Annotated in this window: 19 protein-coding genes; 5 read left to right on the top strand and 14 right to left on the bottom strand. The window is 28.4% G+C overall.

Annotation, left to right across the window (positions count from 1 at the left end):
- Positions 1-24 precede the first annotated feature (24 nt).
- The 6 genes from ACKU4C_RS02325 to rraA form a co-directional block, all read right to left on the bottom strand.
- The gene (locus tag ACKU4C_RS02325; RefSeq protein ID WP_321314249.1) at positions 25-1,266 is read right to left on the bottom strand and encodes an ArsS family sensor histidine kinase; all 1,242 of its coding nucleotides are present in this window, start codon (positions 1,264-1,266) and stop codon (positions 25-27) included.
- Positions 1,259-1,942, bottom strand: coding sequence for a response regulator transcription factor (locus ACKU4C_RS02320; RefSeq protein WP_321314248.1), 684 nt, complete (start codon positions 1,940-1,942; stop codon positions 1,259-1,261). The genes ACKU4C_RS02325 and ACKU4C_RS02320 overlap by 8 nt, the downstream gene beginning before the upstream one ends.
- A complete protein-coding gene (locus tag ACKU4C_RS02315) occupies positions 1,939-2,409 on the bottom strand; it encodes a Spy/CpxP family protein refolding chaperone (protein ID WP_321314247.1) in 471 nt (156 codons plus the stop codon). Before ACKU4C_RS02315 ends, ACKU4C_RS02320 begins: the two co-directional genes overlap by 4 nt.
- A gap of 274 nt (positions 2,410-2,683) precedes the next feature.
- Positions 2,684-5,671: a transcription-repair coupling factor gene (gene mfd, locus ACKU4C_RS02310; RefSeq protein ID WP_321314246.1), complete on the bottom strand. Its 2,988-nt coding sequence runs from the start codon at positions 5,669-5,671 to the stop codon at positions 2,684-2,686.
- A gap of 2 nt (positions 5,672-5,673) precedes the next feature.
- Positions 5,674-5,982 (bottom strand): hypothetical protein, encoded by a 309-nt coding sequence (locus ACKU4C_RS02305; protein ID WP_321314245.1) that lies wholly within the window; start codon positions 5,980-5,982, stop codon positions 5,674-5,676.
- Between the two features lie 156 nt (positions 5,983-6,138).
- The gene (rraA, locus tag ACKU4C_RS02300; RefSeq protein WP_321314244.1) at positions 6,139-6,624 is read right to left on the bottom strand and encodes a ribonuclease E activity regulator RraA; all 486 of its coding nucleotides are present in this window, start codon (positions 6,622-6,624) and stop codon (positions 6,139-6,141) included.
- Positions 6,625-6,835: 211 nt separating this feature from the next.
- Between rraA and ACKU4C_RS02295 the strand changes: the two genes are divergently transcribed.
- The 5 genes from ACKU4C_RS02295 to ACKU4C_RS02275 all read left to right on the top strand — a co-directional run bounded on the left by ACKU4C_RS02295 (position 6,836) and on the right by ACKU4C_RS02275 (position 12,911).
- On the top strand, positions 6,836-7,945 hold the full coding sequence (locus ACKU4C_RS02295; protein ID WP_321314243.1) for a hypothetical protein: 1,110 nt from the start codon (positions 6,836-6,838) through the stop codon (positions 7,943-7,945).
- 179 nt (positions 7,946-8,124) lie between these two features.
- Positions 8,125-10,116 carry a tripartite tricarboxylate transporter permease gene (locus ACKU4C_RS02290; protein ID WP_321314242.1) on the top strand — a complete coding sequence of 664 codons (1,992 nt, stop codon included), beginning with the start codon at positions 8,125-8,127 and terminating at the stop codon, positions 10,114-10,116.
- A 1-nt stretch (position 10,117) separates the two neighbouring features.
- The gene (locus ACKU4C_RS02285; protein WP_321314241.1) at positions 10,118-11,188 is read left to right on the top strand and encodes a PrpF domain-containing protein; all 1,071 of its coding nucleotides are present in this window, start codon (positions 10,118-10,120) and stop codon (positions 11,186-11,188) included.
- A gap of 1 nt (position 11,189) precedes the next feature.
- Positions 11,190-11,939, top strand: coding sequence for a sulfite exporter TauE/SafE family protein (locus ACKU4C_RS02280; protein ID WP_321314240.1), 750 nt, complete (start codon positions 11,190-11,192; stop codon positions 11,937-11,939).
- 9 nt (positions 11,940-11,948) lie between these two features.
- Positions 11,949-12,911 carry a tripartite tricarboxylate transporter substrate-binding protein gene (locus ACKU4C_RS02275; RefSeq protein WP_321314239.1) on the top strand — a complete coding sequence of 321 codons (963 nt, stop codon included), beginning with the start codon at positions 11,949-11,951 and terminating at the stop codon, positions 12,909-12,911.
- Here ACKU4C_RS02275 and ACKU4C_RS02270 read toward each other — a convergent pair.
- The 8 genes from ACKU4C_RS02270 to ACKU4C_RS02235 all read right to left on the bottom strand — a co-directional run bounded on the left by ACKU4C_RS02270 (position 12,908) and on the right by ACKU4C_RS02235 (position 22,982).
- Positions 12,908-14,287, bottom strand: a complete 1,380-nt coding sequence (locus tag ACKU4C_RS02270) for a sensor histidine kinase (protein ID WP_321314238.1) — start codon at positions 14,285-14,287, stop codon at positions 12,908-12,910. The genes ACKU4C_RS02275 and ACKU4C_RS02270 overlap by 4 nt on opposite strands.
- A gap of 1 nt (position 14,288) precedes the next feature.
- Positions 14,289-14,945 (bottom strand): response regulator transcription factor, encoded by a 657-nt coding sequence (locus ACKU4C_RS02265; RefSeq protein WP_321314237.1) that lies wholly within the window; start codon positions 14,943-14,945, stop codon positions 14,289-14,291.
- 19 nt (positions 14,946-14,964) lie between these two features.
- A complete protein-coding gene (locus ACKU4C_RS02260; protein WP_321314236.1) occupies positions 14,965-15,813 on the bottom strand; it encodes a universal stress protein in 849 nt (282 codons plus the stop codon).
- Positions 15,814-15,929: 116 nt separating this feature from the next.
- Complete coding sequence (locus tag ACKU4C_RS02255) at positions 15,930-16,634, bottom strand: DUF445 domain-containing protein (RefSeq protein ID WP_321314235.1); 705 nt, start codon at positions 16,632-16,634, stop codon at positions 15,930-15,932.
- Positions 16,635-16,691: 57 nt separating this feature from the next.
- Entirely contained in the window at positions 16,692-17,117 is a 426-nt protein-coding gene (locus tag ACKU4C_RS02250) for a hypothetical protein (RefSeq protein ID WP_321314234.1), read from the bottom strand.
- Positions 17,118-17,126: 9 nt separating this feature from the next.
- Positions 17,127-19,178, bottom strand: a complete 2,052-nt coding sequence (locus ACKU4C_RS02245) for a TonB-dependent receptor (RefSeq protein ID WP_321314233.1) — start codon at positions 19,176-19,178, stop codon at positions 17,127-17,129.
- Positions 19,179-19,376: 198 nt separating this feature from the next.
- Positions 19,377-20,600 (bottom strand): glycerophosphodiester phosphodiesterase family protein, encoded by a 1,224-nt coding sequence (locus ACKU4C_RS02240; RefSeq protein ID WP_321314232.1) that lies wholly within the window; start codon positions 20,598-20,600, stop codon positions 19,377-19,379.
- A 78-nt stretch (positions 20,601-20,678) separates the two neighbouring features.
- Positions 20,679-22,982: a hypothetical protein gene (locus ACKU4C_RS02235; RefSeq protein WP_321314231.1), complete on the bottom strand. Its 2,304-nt coding sequence runs from the start codon at positions 22,980-22,982 to the stop codon at positions 20,679-20,681.
- Between the last annotated feature and the right edge of the window lie 43 nt (positions 22,983-23,025).

Below are 23,025 nucleotides of genomic sequence, written 5' to 3'. Positions count from 1 at the left end.
CTCCTATAATAGCTATGTCGTAAACTATTTCTCTTCCTTTTTACAAATAAAAATATTTTTATTGTCTTTGTATTCATACTCTAAAATATAGTTATTCGCTTTTAAAATATTATTAACAATATATAAACCTAATCCAAATGAATTTTTAATTTTTTCTTCATTGGCAAAAAATGGTTCATAATACTTTTCTAAATCAAATTCTAACTCTTTTCCACTATTTTCAAAAATTATATCTTCATTGCTATTTTTTATAATAACTTTTCTATCATCTGAATATTTAATTGCATTGTCAATTAAATTTTTAATAGCTATAGAAAAAAGTTTAAAATTGATATCAAGCTTTACATTCTCAAAATCTTCTATTACTAATTCATCATCTAACATCAAAATATCTTTTGCATTATCAATAATATCATCTAAAAAATAATGTTTTTTTTCAATATTTTTTGAAGAAGATATTAATTCCTCAATTGAAGCAAATTCATTAATTAAGGATTCTAACCTATTAAATACCTCTTTTAGTTTCTCATAGTTTTCTTCATTTCTTTCCAATTCTGTAAGAAACTTCCCTTTTGTGATTGGAGTTTTTAATTCATGCATTATATTTCTAATAAATACATTTCTAGCTTCTTTTAATTTTTTTAATTTTTTAGCACTAAGTTTAAACTCTTTTGCTAATAAAGACACCTCATCTTTTCTATTTGTATCACAACATTCAAAGTCAAAATTTTCTTCCCCTAAGGTACTAACCTTATCTTTTAGTATTTTTATTGGCATAAGTTTTCTTAGGGTTACAAGAAAAGATAAAATCAAGGTGATTAATATTATTGCAAAACCTAAAATTATATATATTTTAGAATCTACAGTTAAATCATTTTTATCTTCAATTAAAAATGTATTATTTCGTTTTTTAAGATATAAATATTGCTTATTATTTAATTGTAAAACTCTAAAAAGTATATCTTTGTATCTTCTCTGCACTAAAATTTTTGTTTTTGGATTGTATGTTACACCATTTATCGAAGGCATTTCTGAAATCATATTAAAATTAAGTGATTTTAAACTTTCATAAAATCTTTCATCAAAACTGCCATTTCGAAAATGATGTTTAAAAATCATTTGTGATACTGGTCGATATTTTTCAAATAAATAATGTTCTACTCTTTTTTGATTTCCAATCATTAAAATACCAAAACTAACTATAACTAGTAATATGGAAATGAAAAAACTTATTGTTATTGTAAAAAATATTGATTCTCTATTCATTTGTAAACTTGTACCCCATTCCTCTAATTGTATGTAAATATTGCGGTTCTTTTGGACTCTCTTCTATTTTATGTCTTATTCTATTTATAATAACAGCTAATGAACCTGAACTTTCATAATCTGAATTCATTAAATCTGAATTTTCAAAAATATCTTCTCTACTTATTACAAAACCTTCCCTTTTTATCATCAATGACAAAACCTCATATTCAGCAGCAGTCAATTTTATATATTTACCATCTTTTGTAATCTCTTTTTTTTCTAAATCAAGATTGAAAAGTTTAGATTTTTTCTCTTTTACATCCTCATTATTATGATTAAATCTTCTTAAGATTGTTTTTATTCTAACTTCTAGTTCCCTTGGATCATAGGGTTTTGGTAAATAATCATCAGCACCTAATTGTAAAGCAGTTACTTTGTCAGTTATATCACTTCTAGCACTTGATATTATAATCGGTATATCAAAATTTTTTACAACCTCTTTACAAACATCCAAACCATCCATTCCTGGAAGAGTTAAATCTAAAATTATTAGATCGAATTTATTTATTCTTAGACTACTTAGAGCCAAATATGGCTCCTCATAGTTTGTAACTTCAATATTATACTGCTTTAAGTATTGGGTTAGAACTTCTGCTAATTCTAAATCATCTTCTACCATAGCAATTTTTATCAAAATCTCATCCTTTTATTCATCATTGTACTCATTCTTTCTGCTCTTAAATCCATAAGAACTTTTAATTGTTCTTTTTGTTCAGAAGTTAAGACTTTATACACTTTATCAATCATTTCAGCTTTTGATTCTAGCATATTATCTCTTTTTTGTTTCATTATTTGAATATATTTCTCTTTATCAAAGCCTTCTTTTGTAAAAGCAACTGTAGGTCTTGTTCTTTTTTTCATTAACTCTTGTTTGATACTTTGAATATCTTTCATTTGTTCAGAAGTTAAATTTAAATCTCTTAAAAGACTCATTACTCCATGACTTCTCATTTTTTTTTGTTTTTTCATCATCATAGAATTGTTCATTCCACTAGGACAACTCATACCTTTTTGCATACTTTGCATATTTCCACCATATGCATAAAGACCAGTTCCTAATAATCCAGTAAGTGCTACTGCCATTAATACTTTTGTTTTCATCTCAAATCCTTTTGTCAATTTAAGTAACTTTTCATTTGCTACATTGAAATTATGACATCAAGTATTTAACTCATTTTTAATTATTTATTAACGTCAACTTAACAAGAATTTCTCAATTTTTTTTAATTTGTTTAAAATGCACACTTTTTCACTACTTTTTTTCATTATAATTTCATCAGTAAGTGAATCTATAAGCTTTTAGTTTGTAGACATTTAGTACTTTATACTCCTTGTAAAAGGAAAGAATTCATTCCCTCCCCCCTATTCTTTCCTTTTATTTTCTTAAATATTTCAAAGTTGTATCAATAATATCATCGTCATCTTTACTAGGACTTTTGATTGTTTCTTTAGTATCATCACTTTTTGTAAATGTTACATTCATCTCATATGAACTAATTGTTTTAATAGATTTTGATAAGGCAAGAATTTTTATAATAATAAGTTCTAAGAATTGTTTTGTTGGAGTATCAGGTTTTCCAAATCTATCCTCCATCTCTTCTTCTATTATATAAACTTCATCTCTATTTTGACATTTTGATAATCTTCTATATAATTCAAGTCTAACTCTATCTTCAACTATATAATCACTACTAATATATGCTGAAATTGCAAGTTTAATATCAACGGTTTTAGCTTCCTCTTTTGTATCTCCACTAAGAGTTGCAAGTGCATCTTCTAACATCTTAAGATATAAGCCATAACCAATTTGTTTGATATGACCACTTTGGGCTTCACCAATAATATTTCCCCCACCTCTAATCTCTAAATCTTGATGGGCTAAAGCTGTACCACTTCCTAAATATGAGTTTGATTCCAAAGCTACAAGTCTTTTTATAGCATCATTTGTAATTTTCTTTTTATCTTCAACTACATAATAACAAAAGCCCTCTTTATCACTTCTTCCAACTCTTCCTCTTAATTGGTGTAGATCTGCAATACCAAATCTATCTGCTCCATCAATTATTATTGAGTTTGCATTTGGAAGGTGAAGACCAGACTCTACAATGGAAGTAGCTAGAAGAATATCAAACTCTTTATTATCAAATCTTTCAACAATTTTTTCAGCATCTGCTGGTTTTATTTTTGAGTGAATTACTTCAATTTTGATATTTGGTACAACCTCTTCTATATCTGCTTTTTTTGCATCTATTGAAGCTATATTATTATGTACATAAAAAAGTTGTCCACCTCTTCTTTTTTCCCTTAAAATAATCTCTTTTATAAGTTTATCACTATACTCTTTTACATAGGTTCTAACCCCTAGTCTTTCTTGTGGGGGAGTTAAAAGCGAACTCATCCCTTTTAATTTACTAAGAGCTAGATTTAAAGTTCTTGGAATTGGTGTCGCACTCATAGAGAAGATATGAACATCATCCCTTAAAGCTTTTAATTTCTCTTTTTGTTTTACTCCAAATTTATGTTCTTCATCTATTATTACAAGTGCTAAATTGTTAGTTTTTACACTAAGTAAAGAGTGGGTTCCTATAACTAGTTGTAATTTTCCACTTGCTAAATCTTTTTTGATTTGGGTTTTCTCTTTTGCTGTACTTTTACCATCAAGTTTAGCCATTTTGATTCCATAGTTTTCAAATCTTTTTTGAATCCCATGAAAATGTTGAGAACAAAGTAGTGTTGTGGGACATACAAAAATAGCTTGGTATCCATCTAAAACAGTTGCTAATAAAGCATTCATAGCAACTTCTGTTTTACCAAATCCAACATCTCCACTTAAAAGTCTATCCATAACTCTACCAGAACTTAAGTCTTCAAAGATTTCATTTACACTTCTTTTTTGATCTTTGGTATATTCAAAGCCAGCTGTATATACAAAATCTGTCAATAGCTTTTTGTCGGTATTTATCTTTATACCATTTACAAGTTCCCTTGCAGCTGCTATTTTTATAATATCATTTGCAATGGCAAATAACTTATCTTTTACCTTCTCTTTTAGTTTTGCAAAGCTACCTTTCCCAAGCTTATCAACAACAGCATAGGAGCTTCCATCTGCAACATATCTATCAATAGTATCTATATTTTCTACTGGAAGTAAAAGCTTGTCATCACCAGCATAAGTTACAACTACAAAATCTCTTTTTGCTCCCATTACAACAACAGGTTCAATTCCTTGATATTGACCAATACCATGTTTTTCATGAACAACAAAATCTCCATTTTGTAGCTCATCAAGTACAAGTTTTATTTTCTTTTTTCTTCTTTTTTTAATCTCTTTATTTAGTGAAATAATAACTTCATCATCACTAACAAGATTTAAAATATATGAATCAAAAACATAATTTATATCTTTGTTTGAAAGATCCAAATCAAAAGCTTTAACTTTTGCTTCTGTTGAAGAGATTATAGTTACTTTTTTATTTTCATGGAAAGTCAAGAACTCTTTTACATTTGCAGGTGCTATCTCTTGATAATTTTTAGCTTTAAAGATTTGAGGAAGAGTTAAAAACTTGTCTTTGTTTATTCTTTTATCTTCAAAAACATATACCTCTTCAAGTTCCTCTAAAGCCTCTTGAGTAATATATGAGTTTAATTTTTGTGGTAAATATTCACCCAATTCATCAAGATACCAAAACCCAAGGGAGTGGATATCTTTTATAAAAGCATCCGATTCCACTTTTTCAATTTGTTCATTTATCTCATCAAGTTTTTTTTCATCTAAGGCCAAAAAAGCTGGTGTTATTTTAAAAGTTTCAATCTCTTCTTTAAATGACTTCTGATCTTCTATATCAAACTTCCTAATACTCTCAACTTCATCATCAAATAAGGATACTCTATATCCAGTTTCACTTCCTAAAGGACAAATATCAATTATATCTCCTCTAATAGAAACCTCTGATTCAGATGTAACTATATCAACAAAATAGTATCCCCAGTTATAAAGTTTTGTTTTTAACTCTTCAATATTTAAAGTATCAGCAAAAGAGATTTCAAAAGAATCAAAACAATTCTCTTTTGGCATAGGAAATGATATTGTTCTAATGGGTGAAATTAATATTTTATTCTCTTTTTTATAAGAGTAATACTCGTTTAAAACTTTTGTTATATCTTGAAGTTCAGTTGAAAAAGATAATAAGTCATCTCCAAAATTTGCTCTAAAATCGGATAATACAAAAGATTCAAACCCTAAAAAAGAAACTATATCATTGGCAACTTGTGCTTGTTTGTCATCATTTACAACTAAAAGTTGGCAGTTTTTTAACTCTTTATTATCTTTTAAATTCTTTAGAAATTCATAAATATTTTTCAATACTACTCTTTTACTAGTTCAAACTCATTTGTATTTGTATCAAAATAATAAGCTGGATATGGTGTTTCATTAAGTAAGAATACCATATTTGCATCACCTTTAAACTCTTGTTTTTTAAGACCCTCTTTAAACACTTCTAGAATATACGCCTTTGTTGAGAAAAGTGTAGTTGAAGATTTTGCTGTATAAACAAACTCTTCCCCTTCTACTGTTTTAAACCCTTCTCTTTTTAAGTATTTTTCAAATCTCTGTTTATCTTCTAAACCTGAAATATCCAATAAAACAAGTAATTCTATTCCATTATCTTCCATAATCTATTTTTTCCTTAAGTAATAACTATACTAACAATCTAATATTAACAATTTATTAAAAACGTATTGTATTTAAATAAGGTTTAATTTGGGATTTAGAAGACTAAGTGCAAAAAAGAATCCATAGATTTAATAAAGTAAAAAAGAGAGTATATTTTACATAAGCTTTTCATTTGAAATAATAATCCCATCTTCATCACAATATATGTAATCATCTTCTTTAAAAGAGACATTTCCAAAATATAAATCAATACCCAATTGTGATGGTGTTTTATCAAAATTCCTTAAAGGACAAGTTCCTAATGCAAAAAGTCCAATATTAAACTTTCTTGTTTCCATTGTATCTCTAACAAATCCATTTATAATCAATGCCTCATAATGGTTCTTTTCTGCAAGAGTAGATAGTTTATCTCCAACAATACCATAATATGCCTCTTCTACATCAATAACTAGAATCTTATTTTTACCTGATACATTTTTTAGTATATCAATTACTGCCCAATTACTTTTTTCAATTTTAATAGTTTTTATTCTACCTTTAAATCTTTTTTTCCCTCCATAGTTTTTAAATTTGTGGGATAATACTTGAATTTTTTTATCTTGATTTTCATCACAAAGATCAGCTGTTCTATATTGTCTCATGTTATTCCTTTTTTATGTAAATTTTTATCTACTACTAAATAAAATCAATGTGTGATATTAACATTAAAGTCTGTCAATAATCTTGCAAAAAAGCCCTAAACATAGCAATAAAATAGCATTTCAAATCTCAATATAAAACTTACAATTCTGCAAGGTTCATGCCAGAATCCAATGTTAATCTTCCAGCATAAAACCAAAAAAAGGATTTAACATGATGACTAGTAAAAGAATTCTGTTTACAGATAAAATGGCAAAGACAATTTTAGCTTCAACTTTAGCACTAGGGATGCTAGTAAATGTTGCAACGGCAAAAGAGGTAAGTTTTAAAGGAAAAACTATTGAGTGGATAGTTCCTTATAAAGCTGGTGGAGGAACTGATAAATGGAGTAGATTTTATGCTCCTTTAATTTCTAAAAACCTTCCTGGACAACCAACAGTTGTAATTAAAAATATGCCAGGTGGTGGTTCAACTAAAGGTGCAAACTTCTTTGCAAAAAGAGCTTCAAAAGATGGGTTAACAATTTTTGCTTCATCTGCTTCAACTCAAATTCCATTTCTACTTGGAGATAAAAGAGTAAGATATGATTATAAAAATTGGAAAGCAGTAATCTCTTCACCAACTGGTGGAGTTGTTTATGTATCATCTAAACTTGGAGTTAATAGTATTGATGATTTAGATAAGCTTAAATCTCAAGAACTAAAGTTTGGATCTCAAGGTGCAACTTCTATGGATTTAATTGCATTACTTGCATTTGATTTATTAGATATCAAAACTCAACCAGTATTTGGTATGAAAGGTAAAAAATCAACAAGACTTGCATTTTTAAGAGGAGAAACAAATATTGATTTCCAAACTACATCTTCTTATATCAAAAATGTATTACCTGCACAAAAAGATGGTAGAGCTGTTCCTTTATTTGCATGGGGAACATTAGATGACAATGGTGATTTCCAAAGAGACCCAACTTTCCCAAATTTACCACATTTTGGTGAGGTTTATGAAAAGGTACATGGTAAAAAACCATCAGGTGCTGCATTTAAAGCATGGAAAACATTCTTTACAGCTTCATTCCCATCTCAAAAGATGATTATGTTACCAAAAGATGTATCAAATGATGTTGTTGAAACTTATCAAAATGCGATGAAAAAGATTGTTTCAGATCCAAAATTTAAAGCAATGAGTGAACAACAACTTGGTATTTATCCTCAAACAGTTGGAGAGAAAGCAGACAAACTTAAATCAACTGCAACTAATGTAAATGATGAAGATAGAAAGTGGATTCAAAATTGGTTATCTACTAACTATAGAGTTAGATTCTAATCACTAAATTAAGCCTTCCTTTTAAAAGCCACTATCTCTTTGAAGATGGTGGCTTTTTTTATTTTCACAGATTTTTAATATTACTTTTCTTACAAAAAATTGCAAGTTTCATGACAGAGTAGAATGTTAATCTTCTTTCATAAAATGAGAAGTAGTAGTACTTCGAGAAAGGATTTAAGATGGCTTTTGAAACACTTATGAGTGCATTTTCTGAATTAATGCAAGTTCACCATATGCTTTATCTACTTGGTGGAGTGTTTTTAGGAATTTTAGTTGGTATTTTACCAGGATTAGGAGGTATTGTAGGTTTTTCTATAATGTTACCTTTTCTTTATGGTATGGATCAAACCTCAGCACTAGCAATGTTAATTGGTATGGTTGCAGTTATTCCAACTTCAGATACTTTTACTTCAGTTCTTATGGGAATACCAGGTTCTTCTGCTTCTCAAGCAACAGTTCTTGATGGATATCCTATGTCAAAAAAAGGTGAGGCAGCAAGGGCTCTTGGAGCTGCATTTTCTGCTTCATTAGTAGGAGGACTTTTAGGTGCTTTAATTTTATCTATATTTATAATCTTTGCAAGAGATTTAATTTTAAAACTTGGGTCTGCTGAACTATTTATTTTAGGTATTTTTGGACTTAGTATGGTTGGAGTTTTAAGTGGTAAATCTCTATATAAAGGATTTATAGCTGCTGCGATTGGACTTCTTTTAGGATCTGTTGGGGCAGCACCAGCAACTGGTGAATTTAGAATGACAATGGATAGCTACTATTTATATGATGGAATTAAACTTGTAATTTTAGGACTTGGTGTTTATGCAGTTCCTGAAATCATCTCTTTATTAGTTGAGAATAAAAAGATTTCAAAAGCTGAAAAGCTTGGAGGAAGTTTTGTTCAAGGTATTAAAGATATGTGGATTTCAAGATGGATAGTAGCACGTTGTGCTCCAATTGGTGCTATGATTGGTGCTATTCCAGGTCTTGGGGGAAGTGTTGTTGACTGGATTGCTTATGGGCATGTTGTACAAACTTCAAAAGATAAATCACAGTTTGGTAAAGGTGATGTAAGAGGAGTTATCGCTCCTGAATCAGCAAATAATGCTAAAGAGGGGGGTGGATTAGTTCCAACACTTCTATTTGGTATCCCTGGAAGTGGTTCTATGGCTGTATTCTTAGGTGGACTTGTAATTCTTGGGATTGAACCTGGACCTGGAATGGTTAATGAAAACTTAGAAGTTTCATATATTATTATCTGGTCTTTAGCAATTGCAAATGTTGTTGGTACTGGAACTTGTATGCTTTTATCAAATAAGATTTCAAAAATCACAACTATTCCTTATGGATATGTTGCTCCATTTATGTTAATGATTATCTTCTTTGCTGCACTTCAAGCAACAAGATCTTTAGAGGATTTAATGCTTTTAATTGCAATTGGTGCATTAGGGACACTATTTAAATACTTTGATTGGCCAAGACCTGCCCTACTTATTGGTTTTGTTTTAGCTGGTACTATTGAAACATATTATTATCAAGCAGTTCAGTTTTATTCTTGGGAAATGATGGAAAGACCAGGTGTAATTATTTTAATAATATTTATGGTTGCTTCAGTTTTAATTAGTGTTTATTTTAAAAATAGAGACTCTAAAAAAGAGAAAGAATTAAATATACAAAAGGAAGAAGAAACTACAAATTATCCATACTCATTTTTTACTGGAGAATTACTATTTATTTGGTTTCTTATGGCATTTGGTCTATTTGCATTAATTGACTCTTTTTATCTTCAGTTTTTAGGTGGAATTTTCCCTATGGTAGTTAGTTCATTACTTTTACTTTTTGGAGTTATCTTGTCAATTCAAATTACATCTAAAAAGAGACAAAAAGATATTTTATCAGTTGCAATTACTGAAAATGGACAGCTTTCATCTGCATGGGTTGATATTTGGAAAAACTTTTTAATCCTTCCTATATTCCTATTAGGAACTTGGATTTTAGGTTTTGTTCCTTCATTAGCAATTCTTTTTGTGATAATTATTAGAACAAAGATGAAATCTTCTTGGTTGAAAATATTCATTATTACTGGTGTGGCAATAGGACTTCTACTATTTATAAGCCATATTATGACACTTCACCTTCCAACAGGTTTAATTTACGATGCAATAACAGGAGCATAAAATGATGAATGATTTAACAAGAATTAGCTGTATTTTATATAGATCAGGAACTTCTAAAGGTGCGTATTTTTTAGATAATGATTTACCTAAAGATAAAGATGAAAGACATAATTTAATTTTGAAGATTATGGGAAGCCCTGATATTAGACAAATTGATGGCATAGGTGGAGCAACAACAGTCACTACAAAAGTTGCTATTATATCAGTATCAAAAAGGGAAGGGATAGATTTAGAGTATAAATTTATCCAACCAAGTATAGATGAAGCAATAGCAGATGATAAACCAACTTGCGGTAATATTCTCACAGCTGTTGGGGCATTTGGGATTGAAAGAGGTTTGGTATCAGTAGAAGATGGCGAGACAACAGTAAATGTATATGATGTAAATACTGGTGCAACTATTACTCAAGTAATCAAAACTCCAAATAGAACAGTTCAATACCATGGTGACTTTGAGATAGCTGGAGTTCCTGGTACAGCTTCTCCTATAAAAATGTTTTTTAAAAATATAACTGGTGGGAAAACAGGACATTATCTTCCTACTGGAAATAAATATGATATTTTTGATGGGGTTAAGGCAACTTGTTTAGATATCTCTATGCCAGTTGTTTTTGTAAAAGCTAAGGATATGGGGTTAACAGGATATGAAACTCCAGCTGAACTTGATGCAAAAAAAGAGCTTTTTAAAAAAATAGAGTCAATTAGAGAACAAGCTTCACAAAAGATGGGCTTAGGTAGTGCAAAAGGAAATGTAATTCCAAAATTTGCAGTTGTCTCAGAGGCAAAAAATGGTGGGGATATAAACATTCGATACTTTACCCCTACATCTGCTCATCCAGCTCTTGCAGTTAGTGCAGGTTTTTGTGTAGCAACTGGTTCTTTTATAAAAGGAACTATTTTATATGAACTAAACTCTAAAAAGTTAGAAATAGGAGAACATACTGTGAAAATAGAAACACCTTCAGGAACAATCGATGTTGGAGTAAATTTTCCTACAACAAAGATAAAAGATGTAGAAGGGAAAACAACAAGAACGGCTAGACTGCTAATGGCCGGAGAGGTTTTTGTATAAAATGGACTTTTTTCATCTTCCATTAGAGCTTTTTGATATAGTTATATTAATATTCTGTTGTTTTATTGGAGCGGCAATCTCAACAACAGTTGGTTCTGGTGGAGGACTTTTAGTAATAGGAGGAATGAGTATGGTTCTTCCTCCTACCGCACTTCTTTCAATTCATGCACTTACACAATCAGGTTCAGGACTTTTACGTGCTTTTCTTTTTAGAAAATCTTTTTTTGTAAGATTTTTTGTTCTTTTTATGATTGGAAGCTTTATAGGATATATTTTAAGTATCTACTTTTTGATATCTTTACCTGAATATATAATGAAACTTTCTTTGGGAGTTGGAATTATTGTATTAAACTTACTTCCTAATTTAAAATTTGAGAAAGTCTCTAATCTTCTAATTGTAGTTTTTGGTGTAATAACAGGTTTTTTAACAATGTTTGTAGGTGTTATGGGACCTTTAATTGCAATTTTTTTATCTTCAATTTTAACAAAAAGACATCTAATAGTTGGAACTCTTGCTTGGTGTGTATCTTTTCAAAATTTTGGGAAGGCTATTATTTTTGGTGGTTTAGGATTTGATTATACCCCTTGGATATTTTTGATTCTTCTGTTAATCCTATTTTCATATTTAGGAACACTTACAGGTAAAAAACTTCTTGATAAAAGTAGCAATGAGCTATTTAAAAAAATTTTAAAAGTTGTTATACTTATATTAGGAAGTAAATTAATTTATGATGGAATTGTTTTAATGTAAGGTTTTAGTATGAGATATATCTTTTTATTTTTTATTTTGTTAAAAAGCTTGCTTTTTTCATTTGATTATCCAAATAAATCAATTGAGTTTGTAGTTGGTCTTGGTGAAGGGGGAAGTGCTGATAGAATGACAAGAAATATGGCAGCACTTCTTCAAAAAGAATTAGGTGTACATATAAATGTAAAAACTATCAAAACTAATGGTTCCTTAGATGCTGCTAATTATGTTTTAAAAGAACCCCATGATGGGTATAAAGTATTTTGTTCCACTTTTTCTCCATATCTATTAAATCTAATAATAAGTAAAAAAGCAGATTTTTCATTAAATGATTTTGAAATAATAAACCTTCAGTGGTTTGAACAAGATTTTATTGCAGTGGGAAAAGACTCAGAATTTAACTCTATAGTTGAAATATTAAACTATATAAAAAAGAATCCAAAAGAGTTAAAAGTAGCCCTAATAAATAAATCAAGTGGACATATCCTTTTTAAACTATTACTAGAAAAGTTTAATATACCTTTTAAAGATGTTGATATAAAACTTTATAATGGAGGTGGAAGTGCAAGAAAAGCATTACTTGAATCAAAAGTTGATCTTCTTATTATTGCAGCTCAAGGAAGTGAAAAGTATAGAGAATATATTAAACCACTTGCCATTGTATCAAATAAACCATCTAAAAGATGGGATGCTCCAACCTTAAATGATACAATAAAAGATACAGGTATAACAATGCCTATTATACATGGTCCAATAAGAGGAATAGCCGTTTCAAAAAAATTTAAAGAAGATTTTCCCCATAGATTTAGAATTCTAGAAAATGCAATTAAAAAGACATTAGCAAAAAAATCTGTACATAGATATTTAAAAAGAAAAAATATTGGCTATACTTGGATAGGTTCACAAAATTCTAAAAAAATTTTACAAAACTCTTATGAAGATTTTAAAAAATTCAACTATTTAATAGAAGACTAGTTCTTAATTTTTGGAAAATCAAAGATCAATGATATTTTTAATCCATTTTCATTTATTGCTTGAACCTTTGCATTATGAAGTGTAGCTATTTGTTTTACAATACTAAGTCCTAATCCTGAACCACTTTTTTTAGAGTCAACTCTATAGTATCTCTCAAAAATAGTTTTTAAAAACTTCTTGTCAACACCATTTCCTTCATCTTTTACATTTAACCAAATAGTATTATTGTGTCTTTCTAAAGATAAAGTAATTGTTCCCATAGGATTTCCATTTTCATCAACTGCATAGTGTAAAGCATTATTTATTATATTATCTAACATACTCTCAAGAAGAATTTGGTCACACTTTATAAAAACCTCTTCTTCCATATTTTCAAAAGCAAACTCAAAACCTTTTTCATATATTCTTGGAGCAGTTTTTAAACTATACTCTTTGCATATTTTATTTAAACTTTGTTTTTTAAATCGTTTTAAATTTATAGTATTTGGATTTGTTTTTGCATATAAAAGAAGCTGTTCTGTTATATGTGACATATTATTTAAAAGAGAATTTAAAGTGATATAATTTTTATCATCTTTATCATATAAAAACTCTAATTTTACTTTCATCTCTGCAAGAGGAGTTCTTAATTGATGGGATACATCAGAGTTGAATTGTTCTATATAATCAATAGTATCTCTGCTTCTTTCTAATAAGATATTAATACTTTTTACAATATCTTCAACCTCTTTAGGTGCATTAAAAACAAGGGGTTCTAAATCCCTTTCATCTCTTTTTTTTATAATTCTCTTTAGCTTATTTAGTGGCTTTAAGCCCTCAGAAACTGCAACAAGGGTTATTAAGACAGTAGAAACTATTACAATTACCATTATAATTAGAAGTAGGCTCAATACGTAGTTTATATTTTCATCTCTTTCTTCTGTGGTTTCTCCTAAAGTAATATAAGCATTGTAAACTTTTCCTGCACTATAGAGGGAAGTTTTATAAGACACAATTCTTAAATTAGAGTCATTGTATTTTGTATTATAAAATACAGCTTCTTCGTCAACTAATCTACTTTTATTTAATAAAGATTCATACCCCACAAGAAGACTATTCTCTTCATCCACCACAGAGTAAAAGATTAAACCCTTATCATTTGAAGAGAGTAACTCAATTGAAAAGCTAGGTATATCAACAAAAAGTTTTGAGTTCTTTATTCCAATACTATATTCAATACTTTTAGCACTAGCTTTTAATCTATTATCAAAAAAATCTGTAACTTTTTTTTCTAATATAAAATATATATAAATAAAAAGAATCATTGTAAAAATAACTAGTGGGAAAGTTAACCAAGCAATAAGGCTTGATTTAATAGATGTAGTGTTTGTATCCATGTTAACTCATCATATAACCTAAACCTCTAACTGTTTTTAAATTTATGGAATCTCCTAATTTTTTTCTGAGTCTTGAGACATAAGTTTCAACAGCAGTTGGGTTAAATTCATCATCAATAGAAGTTATATGTTCTACTATATTCTCTTTACTTACTATTGCATTTAGATTTTGAAGTAGATATTCAAATATAGTTAATTCCCTTTTACTTAATTCAATTTTTTCTTCATCTCTTGTTAAAGCTAAAGTTTGAGAGTTAAATTCCAAGTCATTGTATTTTATGATATTTGAAGTTTGATTATTACTTCTTCTAAGAAGGGCTTGTACTCTTGCTACAACTTCATCTAACTCAAAAGGTTTACATATATAATCATCCGCACCGGTATCTAAACCTAAAATTCTTTGATCCAATCTATCTCTTGCAGATATAACTAAAATAGGAAGGTTTTTTTGAGAACTACGTAGCTTTTTTATAATATCGATTCCATCAATTCCTGGAAGACCTAAGTCCAAAATAAGAAGGTCATATGTAGATGTTTCTAAAGCGAAAAGTCCCTCTTCCCCTTCATAGAAAACATCTGCAATAAAACCTATCTCTTTTAGTTTTTTATAAATACCATCTGCTAAAGTTTCATTGTCTTCAAGGATTAATAGTTTCATAAGTAAATTCTACCATAAATTAGTGAGACATAAAAATAGGAAGCGTTGATTTTTCCAATAAATATCTTGTAGCTCCACCAAACATAAGCTCTTTTAAGCCCTTATGTCCATAGGAACCTGCAACAATTAAATCAAAATTTCCATCAAGAGCTGCATTTAAAAGAGCTTGTCCTGGTATCCTAGTTGTTTTAACAATCTCATAACTTGCATCAATTCCATGATGAAAAAGGTATTCTCTTAATCTATTCATTTTTTCTAAATCATCTGTATACTCTTCTGAAGAGACTATGTGTACTCTTTGAGCTTGTTTTAAAATATCAATTGATGAAGTAACTGCACGTGATGCTTCAGGGGAATTGTTCCATCCAATAATAATAGAATCTGTTTTAAAATTTTTCATTACTCTAGGAAACATAAGTACACATTTACCACTTTTTAACACAGCTGTTTCAAAAGTTGCAGTTGTAACACCAGAAGGAGGAGCTGCTGCTATAACCAAATCACAAAATTTTGACTCTTGTTCAACTAGGGAGCTTCGCAAACCTTCTTTTATATTTAAAAAAGTATTTGCTTCATTTTCAAGAGCTTTTTGTGAAACCTTAATACCAACCTCAGCTGCTATTTTCTCAAATAGTTCTTGTATCTGATGATTTTCATCATCTAGTTTCGTATCAACTACTTCATCAATCTTTTTCATAATATCTTTAGGTATTGATAGTGATTTATATATACTCATATTCGTTTTTAGTCCACATTTCAAAACTTCAAGACTGACATTAAAATATTTTGCAATCAAGAAAGCTGCAAAAAGTCTCTCTTCTAATTCATCTCCACCACCAATAGGGAAAAATAGTTTTTTGTATTTCATAAATAATCCTTTCTAAAGATATTATGAAATTATAAAAAATAAGTCTGTCATGAAACTTGCATAAACTTAAAAAGATAAATCAATCAAAGATTTATATGAAGTGAAAAGCTAAATATTTAAAAAAGTGTTGAAAGAAATCCAATCAGTCCACCAAATACTGCACCCCAAATAACTAACCATCCAAGATACTCTTTTATTATATTTTGAACCATCTCTTTTACCATTTTTGGTGTTAGTTCATCTAATCTATTATTTACAACTAAAGAGATTTTTTCGTGAATATCTTCATTTAAATCTTTTGATTTTAGAGTTTCATTTAAAATTTTTTGAAAAGAATCACTGTTTGAGATATCTATAATTGATTTTTTCAGTTTCTCTACAAATGGTTCTTTTAAAGGTTCTAAGGCAGACTCGCCACCGAACATCCCTAACATTCCACCAAAACTTGATTGCATTACTGCTTCTTTTAAAGAATCATAAGCAGGAGTAAAATCTGTTTTATTTAATATTTTTTCAAAATCAATAGTTTTTTTTGCACTATTAAACTCTACTTCATAAAATTTATTTAGATTTTCTTTTGAAAAAAATTGATTCATTATAAGGTTATGAATAGAATCTTTAAAAGCTTCAAATTTTTTTTCAATAATCCCCGAGCCATATAAAAAAGGAACTTTCTCAAAAAGCATATGTATAGCTAAAGTATTTGTTATAGCACCACTAAAAGCAAATAATCCAATTGTATAAACCAAATCGTTACCATTTGCATAACCAAAAGCTAAAAGAAGTATTGTAATAATATTTGTAATATCAGACTTATTCATTTTGATAAAACCCCTTTTCAAATAAAAAAGGATTTTATCATAAGTTAAGTAATTAATCTATTTAGAAAGCTTAATTATTTTTTTCCATTGTTCAGCTGTAAGTATTTTTCTAAATGCATTTAAAGCTTCAATTTTTATGTTTATTGCTTCTCTTTTTAGTTTTGCAATTTCATCTAAATATTCTTTCACCTCTAAATGGGTTGCCCCTTTTAAGACTTTTCTTTGAACTTTTTTTTCTATAGGGAAAGCTTTTCTAATCAAATTTTGAAACTTTGGAGGATAAACTTGCTTTACCTCTTTTGAGAATCTTTCCATTTGTTCGGCACTAATATTTAACTCTTTTTTATGATTCTTAATCACTTTTCCAATATGTGGAAGAATTATCAACTCATTTATTTTAAACTTGTTAGATTTATTCACTTCCTTTGCATTTAAACCAAGTGTTAAAAACACTAAACTAATTACTACTAAAATTTTTTTCATTTTTTTCTCCTAAAATCTATATTTTATACCAGCATAAATACTTGATTGGGGTATATATCCTAAGTATTCATCCATTTGTTTATTAAAAATATTATCTACACCTACAAAAAAATCTGTATTTTCAACTATGTCTGTTATATTTGCTTTAAGATTTGTTATTGTGTAGCCACCTAACTTTTCATACTCATCACTATATTGGGAACCAACATATTTTGTTATGGATTTCAATTCTATATTTTCAGTTGGATAATAACTTAATACAAAGTCTGCAGTTTTTTCTGGAATTTCAATTAGATTTATATTTTCTGTTTCATTATTTCCATCAGTATAAGTGAAATTTAGTTTTACAAAAAACTTTTCTATTAATGAAAAAGAGATTGAAGATTCGAAACCTTTTATTTCACTATCACTAATATTTTCAAAGGTACTATAGTTTCCATAAGAAACTTCCGATATTCTGTCATCAACATCTGTTTTATAAGCTGTAAGTTCAAAATCGAAAATATCATAATTCCCAATAAGTCCTAACTCAAATGTTTTACTTTTTTCTGATTTTAATTCATTTGAAAGTTTTTTATATGTGGTTTCAACTACTGATGCACCCAATTTTCTTTTTCCAGTTGGTGTTGTTTGGTCAACATACAACTCTCTATCATCAGGACTTCTAAATCCTTCTGAATAATTCCCACGAATAGATAAATTATCATTTATTTTATATATAGTTCCAAAACTTAAAGATATTTCATTTTCATCTATAGATGTTTTATCATATCTTGCACCATATATAAATTTTAAATCTTCTAAAACAGTATACTCATGCTGTGCAAAATATGAAGTATATGTTCTATTGTTTACATTAAAAGCAGTTGAATCAGTATCGTTAATTCTATGTTCTGCTCCAAGAATATACCTATTATATTTATTTAGAGTATGGGTAAATAAAATATCATTATTTAAATATTTTAAAACAGATTGATTTACACTAAAAGCAGAACTTCCTATTGAGGTGTAACCAAGTCCTTTATACAAAGGGGTATAAGTTTTTCTATCCTTTTCATATTTTGAATAAGCGATATTATATTTTAAATTCATCTGATTTGAAATATTGTAATCTAAAGATGCTGCTAAATTTAATCTTTCATTATCATTATATTGTTTAGCAGGGATATTTCTTGCCATTATATATGTATTTTTAGGAGTTAAATAAGCTGATGGATAACTATCACTAACATAACTATTCTCTTTTGTTTCATCTAGATGAGAGAAGTCAAAAGATAGTTTTATATCATCATTAAAATCATAAGATACGCTACCACCTATATTTTTAAGTTCTAAATCAGATAAATAATCATTGTCAATAATATAATTATCACTTAAACTATTAGACATAGCCTTGTATGCACCAGATTTTGGTAAAGTTTTATCTGACGGAGATTTTGCACTACCTGAATGCATCAACTTAATATTTGCCAATTTTCTTTCAGAATACCCTCTTCTATCTAAGTAATTTGAATAAAAAGTAAAAGATGTATCTCCTATCTTATTTGATACAAAAAAATCTGTAGCTTTTTTCTGTTGGGAAGCTAGAAATTGAATACTTCCAGATAAATCTTTAGAAGATTTTTTTGTTATAATATTAACTACACCTCCCATTGCATCGCTTCCATATAATAAGCTTGAATTACCTTTTAGAATCTCTATTCTTTTAACCATATCTGCAGGGATTCTTTCAAGTTCAAATATTTTAGAAAACTCTCCATTAACCCGCTTTCCATCTATAAGGATAAGAGTGTCTGAATGATTCATCCCTCTTATACTAAATCTATTTCCAGAGGGGGACAAATATATTCCAGCAGTTGAAGACAAAATTTCTGATATATTTGAAGCTCCACTATTTTCTATATCTATATCTTCAACAATCTGTACCGTTGAAGTTAAACTTTTTAAACTATTTTCAGTCTTAGTAGCTGTAATTATTAACTCATCTAATCTATTTACATCTTGGGAGTATAAAAAGATAGAACTACTAAGAGATAAAAAAACAAACTTTCTTAAATCCATCGCTTCTCCTATTATGATTATTATTATCATTATAATAATATAGATTAGTTAAATCTATTCTTAATATAACTATTATTTATAATATTTTCATAATTTTAGATTATAGATAAGAGAATAGTGATTAAATTTGCAGTTATGTATAAAAAAGAGAAATATCTTTTTTATACATGATTATTTACATTTATATTTAAATGCTTTTTAAAGACCTTTACAATTGGCATAGTAAGTAATAGTTGCAGGCCAATCGGAGAAAATAGCTTTTACTTTTACTTTTTGAGCTAAAACATCAATCAATTCATACATATCTCCATCATTATTAATTGCATCTTTGATTGAAGAATAATACCAACCTCCACCGTTTTTAAGTGGTCCTGATCTTTCTATACTCCAAGTTATAATTCCTATATTTTGTTTTTGAGCCTCTAAGGCATACTTTGATGGAACTATTTTTTTATTTTTATCAAGTGTAACTAAGATTTGTAAAGGTGGTGCAATATACTTTATACCCATTTTTGAAAACTCTTTCATCTTTGCAATCTGCTTTTGCATCCCATCTTTTTCGTTATAAACATCATCATCTAAATATACTGCTTGTAATCCAAATTTTGGTTCATTTTTTATCCAGTATTTAATATCCTTAATATTAAAAGATTGGACAAAAACATCACTTGGTTTTACACCTGCTTGTTTATATTCATTTATCATTTGTTGTGCATAATCTTCTTGTGTGTAATCTTTATTAAAAGGCATTTTTACACTTGGAGTTTTTAACTCTGGTGTCATTTTTACACCTAATTGTTTAAATAATTCAATACTCTCTTTATGGCTTACTAATGTTCCATTTTGACTATATAAATCTGTTCTAAAAGAAGCAGTTGCATCCATATACTCTTCTAAAGTTGTAGCAGTTTTATTTGATGCATCCATTTTCCCTTTTAATGATTTAAACTCAGCTAAAGTAATATCTGAGGTACAACACATTGCACTTGCTTCTTTTATTAACTTTCCATTTTTATCATAAACAGCAGGAGTAAACTCTTTTGTACATTTTGAAGCTAAAGGTGTAGCTAAAATATTTGTTGTTGTGTGTAAATCACATTGAGAGTGTCTACAAACCAACTCTTTATCTTTTGTAAAAGCCACATCACACTCAATAATTCCAGCTCCCATTTTTGCTGCGGCTACATATGATTCTCTTGTGTGTTCAGGGAATTGAAGTGGTGCACCTCTGTGACCAATTGAAAAAAATGTTCGTGAGGGAGTTTTATCAACACATGATTGAAGCTCTTTTTTTAAACTGCTTTCATCCATATCATTTACTAAATAATATGGTCTTACTCCTAATTGAATATTCTCTTGTGCATTTGCAAAAGAGATAAAAGCCAAAACTAAACCAAAAGTAACTTTTAAAAGTTTTACCATTTTTCATCCTTCATTATCTAAGATTGAAGTCATTATAATAATGAAGGATTACAGAACAATAACAAAAAGTATTATAAGTTAATATTTTATAGCACTTATACCTGTTGATTTATCTATTATTACTTCATCAAATACTGTATCATTTAAAGGTTCAATATGGGCATCTTTTCCATATATATAACTTTGTTCATCCACAATAACCTTATAAGCTTTATTAAGCATAATCGCCCTTTGAACACTAGGATAAATAAGGTAACTTATATCATCTTTTATTTTATCAACTTCACTTTGAATTAAATCTCCATTTGAATCAAAAAATTTGTCCTTTATCTCTTGATTTCCTCTAAACTCATCACCCGCTTTATTTTGTTCTAAATAAAAAGCATATTCACCTTTTCCATTAGAAAGTATTCTATCTTTTAATCCAACTAAATCTTTTTGTGACCAATGATACCAACCATTTTTATAACTATTATCTTTTCTTGGAAAGGCAAATGTTGTATCTGTTATTGCTCCTATTCCAGAGTGGCATCCAATACATGAAAGAGTCTCTTCATAACTTTGTGGTCTTAGATTTCCATTTATATCTTCAATAAACCCTTGATATCTCCACCCTAAACCAGTTTGAAGTCCTGCTTCAATATTTCCATTTATTGTTTTTAATCTATCTGGAAAATCATGCTTCTCTTTTATCTCAGATAATGCAGCATTATAAAGTTGAGAATAAGTATTCCAAGATGTTTTTTTACCATATCTTAATTCTTTCATCCTTTTAGCAAGTTTTATTCCACTCTTATCATCATTTATCCCTATATATCTAACTGAATGTAAAAATTCTGTTCCCTTTGGATATAAACCAGGAGCAATATGCAATTCCTTTGCCTCTAATTTATCTTTAGCAAGTCCCACATAATAATCTTTTTTTACTATATTAGAGGTATCCCATTTATAAATTATTACAGATGTTGAATCAAAAATACCATTATGATTTAAGTCTACTTCATATTTAGATTCATCAACCTGAAAGTCTAAAGCAACATCATCTTTTTTTATCATTGATTCTACAATTGCAAGATTTATTTTATAAACCTCTTTTGAAAAGTTTCCATTACTATCTTCTCTCATAAATTTAGGTAGTCTAATCAATACATCATCTGTACTACCATTAGTTGGCCAAAATGTACCTAGAAATGGTGAATAAGCAAAAGCTCTCCATCCTGTATAACTTCCATTATTATCTAAATCAAATCCTTCAGAATCAAAATTAAAAAAACAATCTGGTACATACCCACTCCAAACGCCATCTTTTATCCCATCTTGAGAAAAATCCCACTTTGAAGGTAAATCATATTTTAGTTTTGAAGCTAAAATTATATCTCCTTGATTATTTTTATAATTATCTACATTGATATATTCTAAAATATCTTCATCACTTATAGCATCAACCAAGCTTGTCCTATCTTTAAAACTATTTGTAAAAGGGTTTTGATAACTATTTGCATTAAAAGCATAACTTTCTTGTAAATCCCAATCATCTATATAGTTTGGCTCTTGGGAATTTATATGACATGAAAAACAGGGATTATATATTTTACCAGCTGCATCTTCTGTTTTTGTATAACATTGAGGTGAGATATATGCTGATTGTTTATTGATTATTGTAGTTGAAGTTATATCATCTCCTGAATAGTTTGGTAAATTAGATTTAGATGCTTTTATTTTTTCAATATCTTTTATCATCTTTTTCTCATTCTCTTCTAAAAATTCTGATGGTGAAAGATTTGAATAATCATTTAAATTAGTATTCTCATATTCAGTTTTAATATCAAGTTTACCTGAACTAATCAAAGTCATAATATTATCTAAATTCAATGTAGAATTAAGTTCTAAATTTTTGTAGATTATATTTGATAACAAAGCAAGTCTTTTTTTTGAAGATGGTAGTTTTAATATATCATCTTCATCTAATAAAAACTCATTGATGAAATACTCTTTATTACTTTTTTCTATGTTTTCATCTTCATCAAAAACTACAGTAGTTAACAAAGTTATATTTTTCCCATTTGAAGACTTAAGTTCAATATCTAAATCAAAATCAGAATTATTTTTTATACCATCATTATCTATATCTACAAAACCACCTGTTACTTTTATTGGATAGGTAATTGCCTTTTCAAAAGTATAAGTGTTTGTTCCTTTATTCCAAATAGCTTTTTGTCCCAAACTATCTGTAACTATTCCATTTAAAACAGAACCTCTTTCTACTGTTACTAGGGTTGATTGCTCTGAGTTAGAAGAGATAAATCCTCCTGAACCACCTCCCCCACCACAACCTATTATGGCAAAAGCAGTTAAACTACTTAATAAAATTTTTCTAAACATTTTCTTCTCCTTAAAATATTTAAAAAAACTTTTTATATATAAA

The organism is Halarcobacter sp., assembly GCF_963676935.1.
Classification (GTDB): Bacteria; Campylobacterota; Campylobacteria; order Campylobacterales; family Arcobacteraceae; genus Halarcobacter.
Note: the sequence above shows the minus strand (reverse complement) of the source record. Positions and strands in the feature narration are given on the sequence as shown.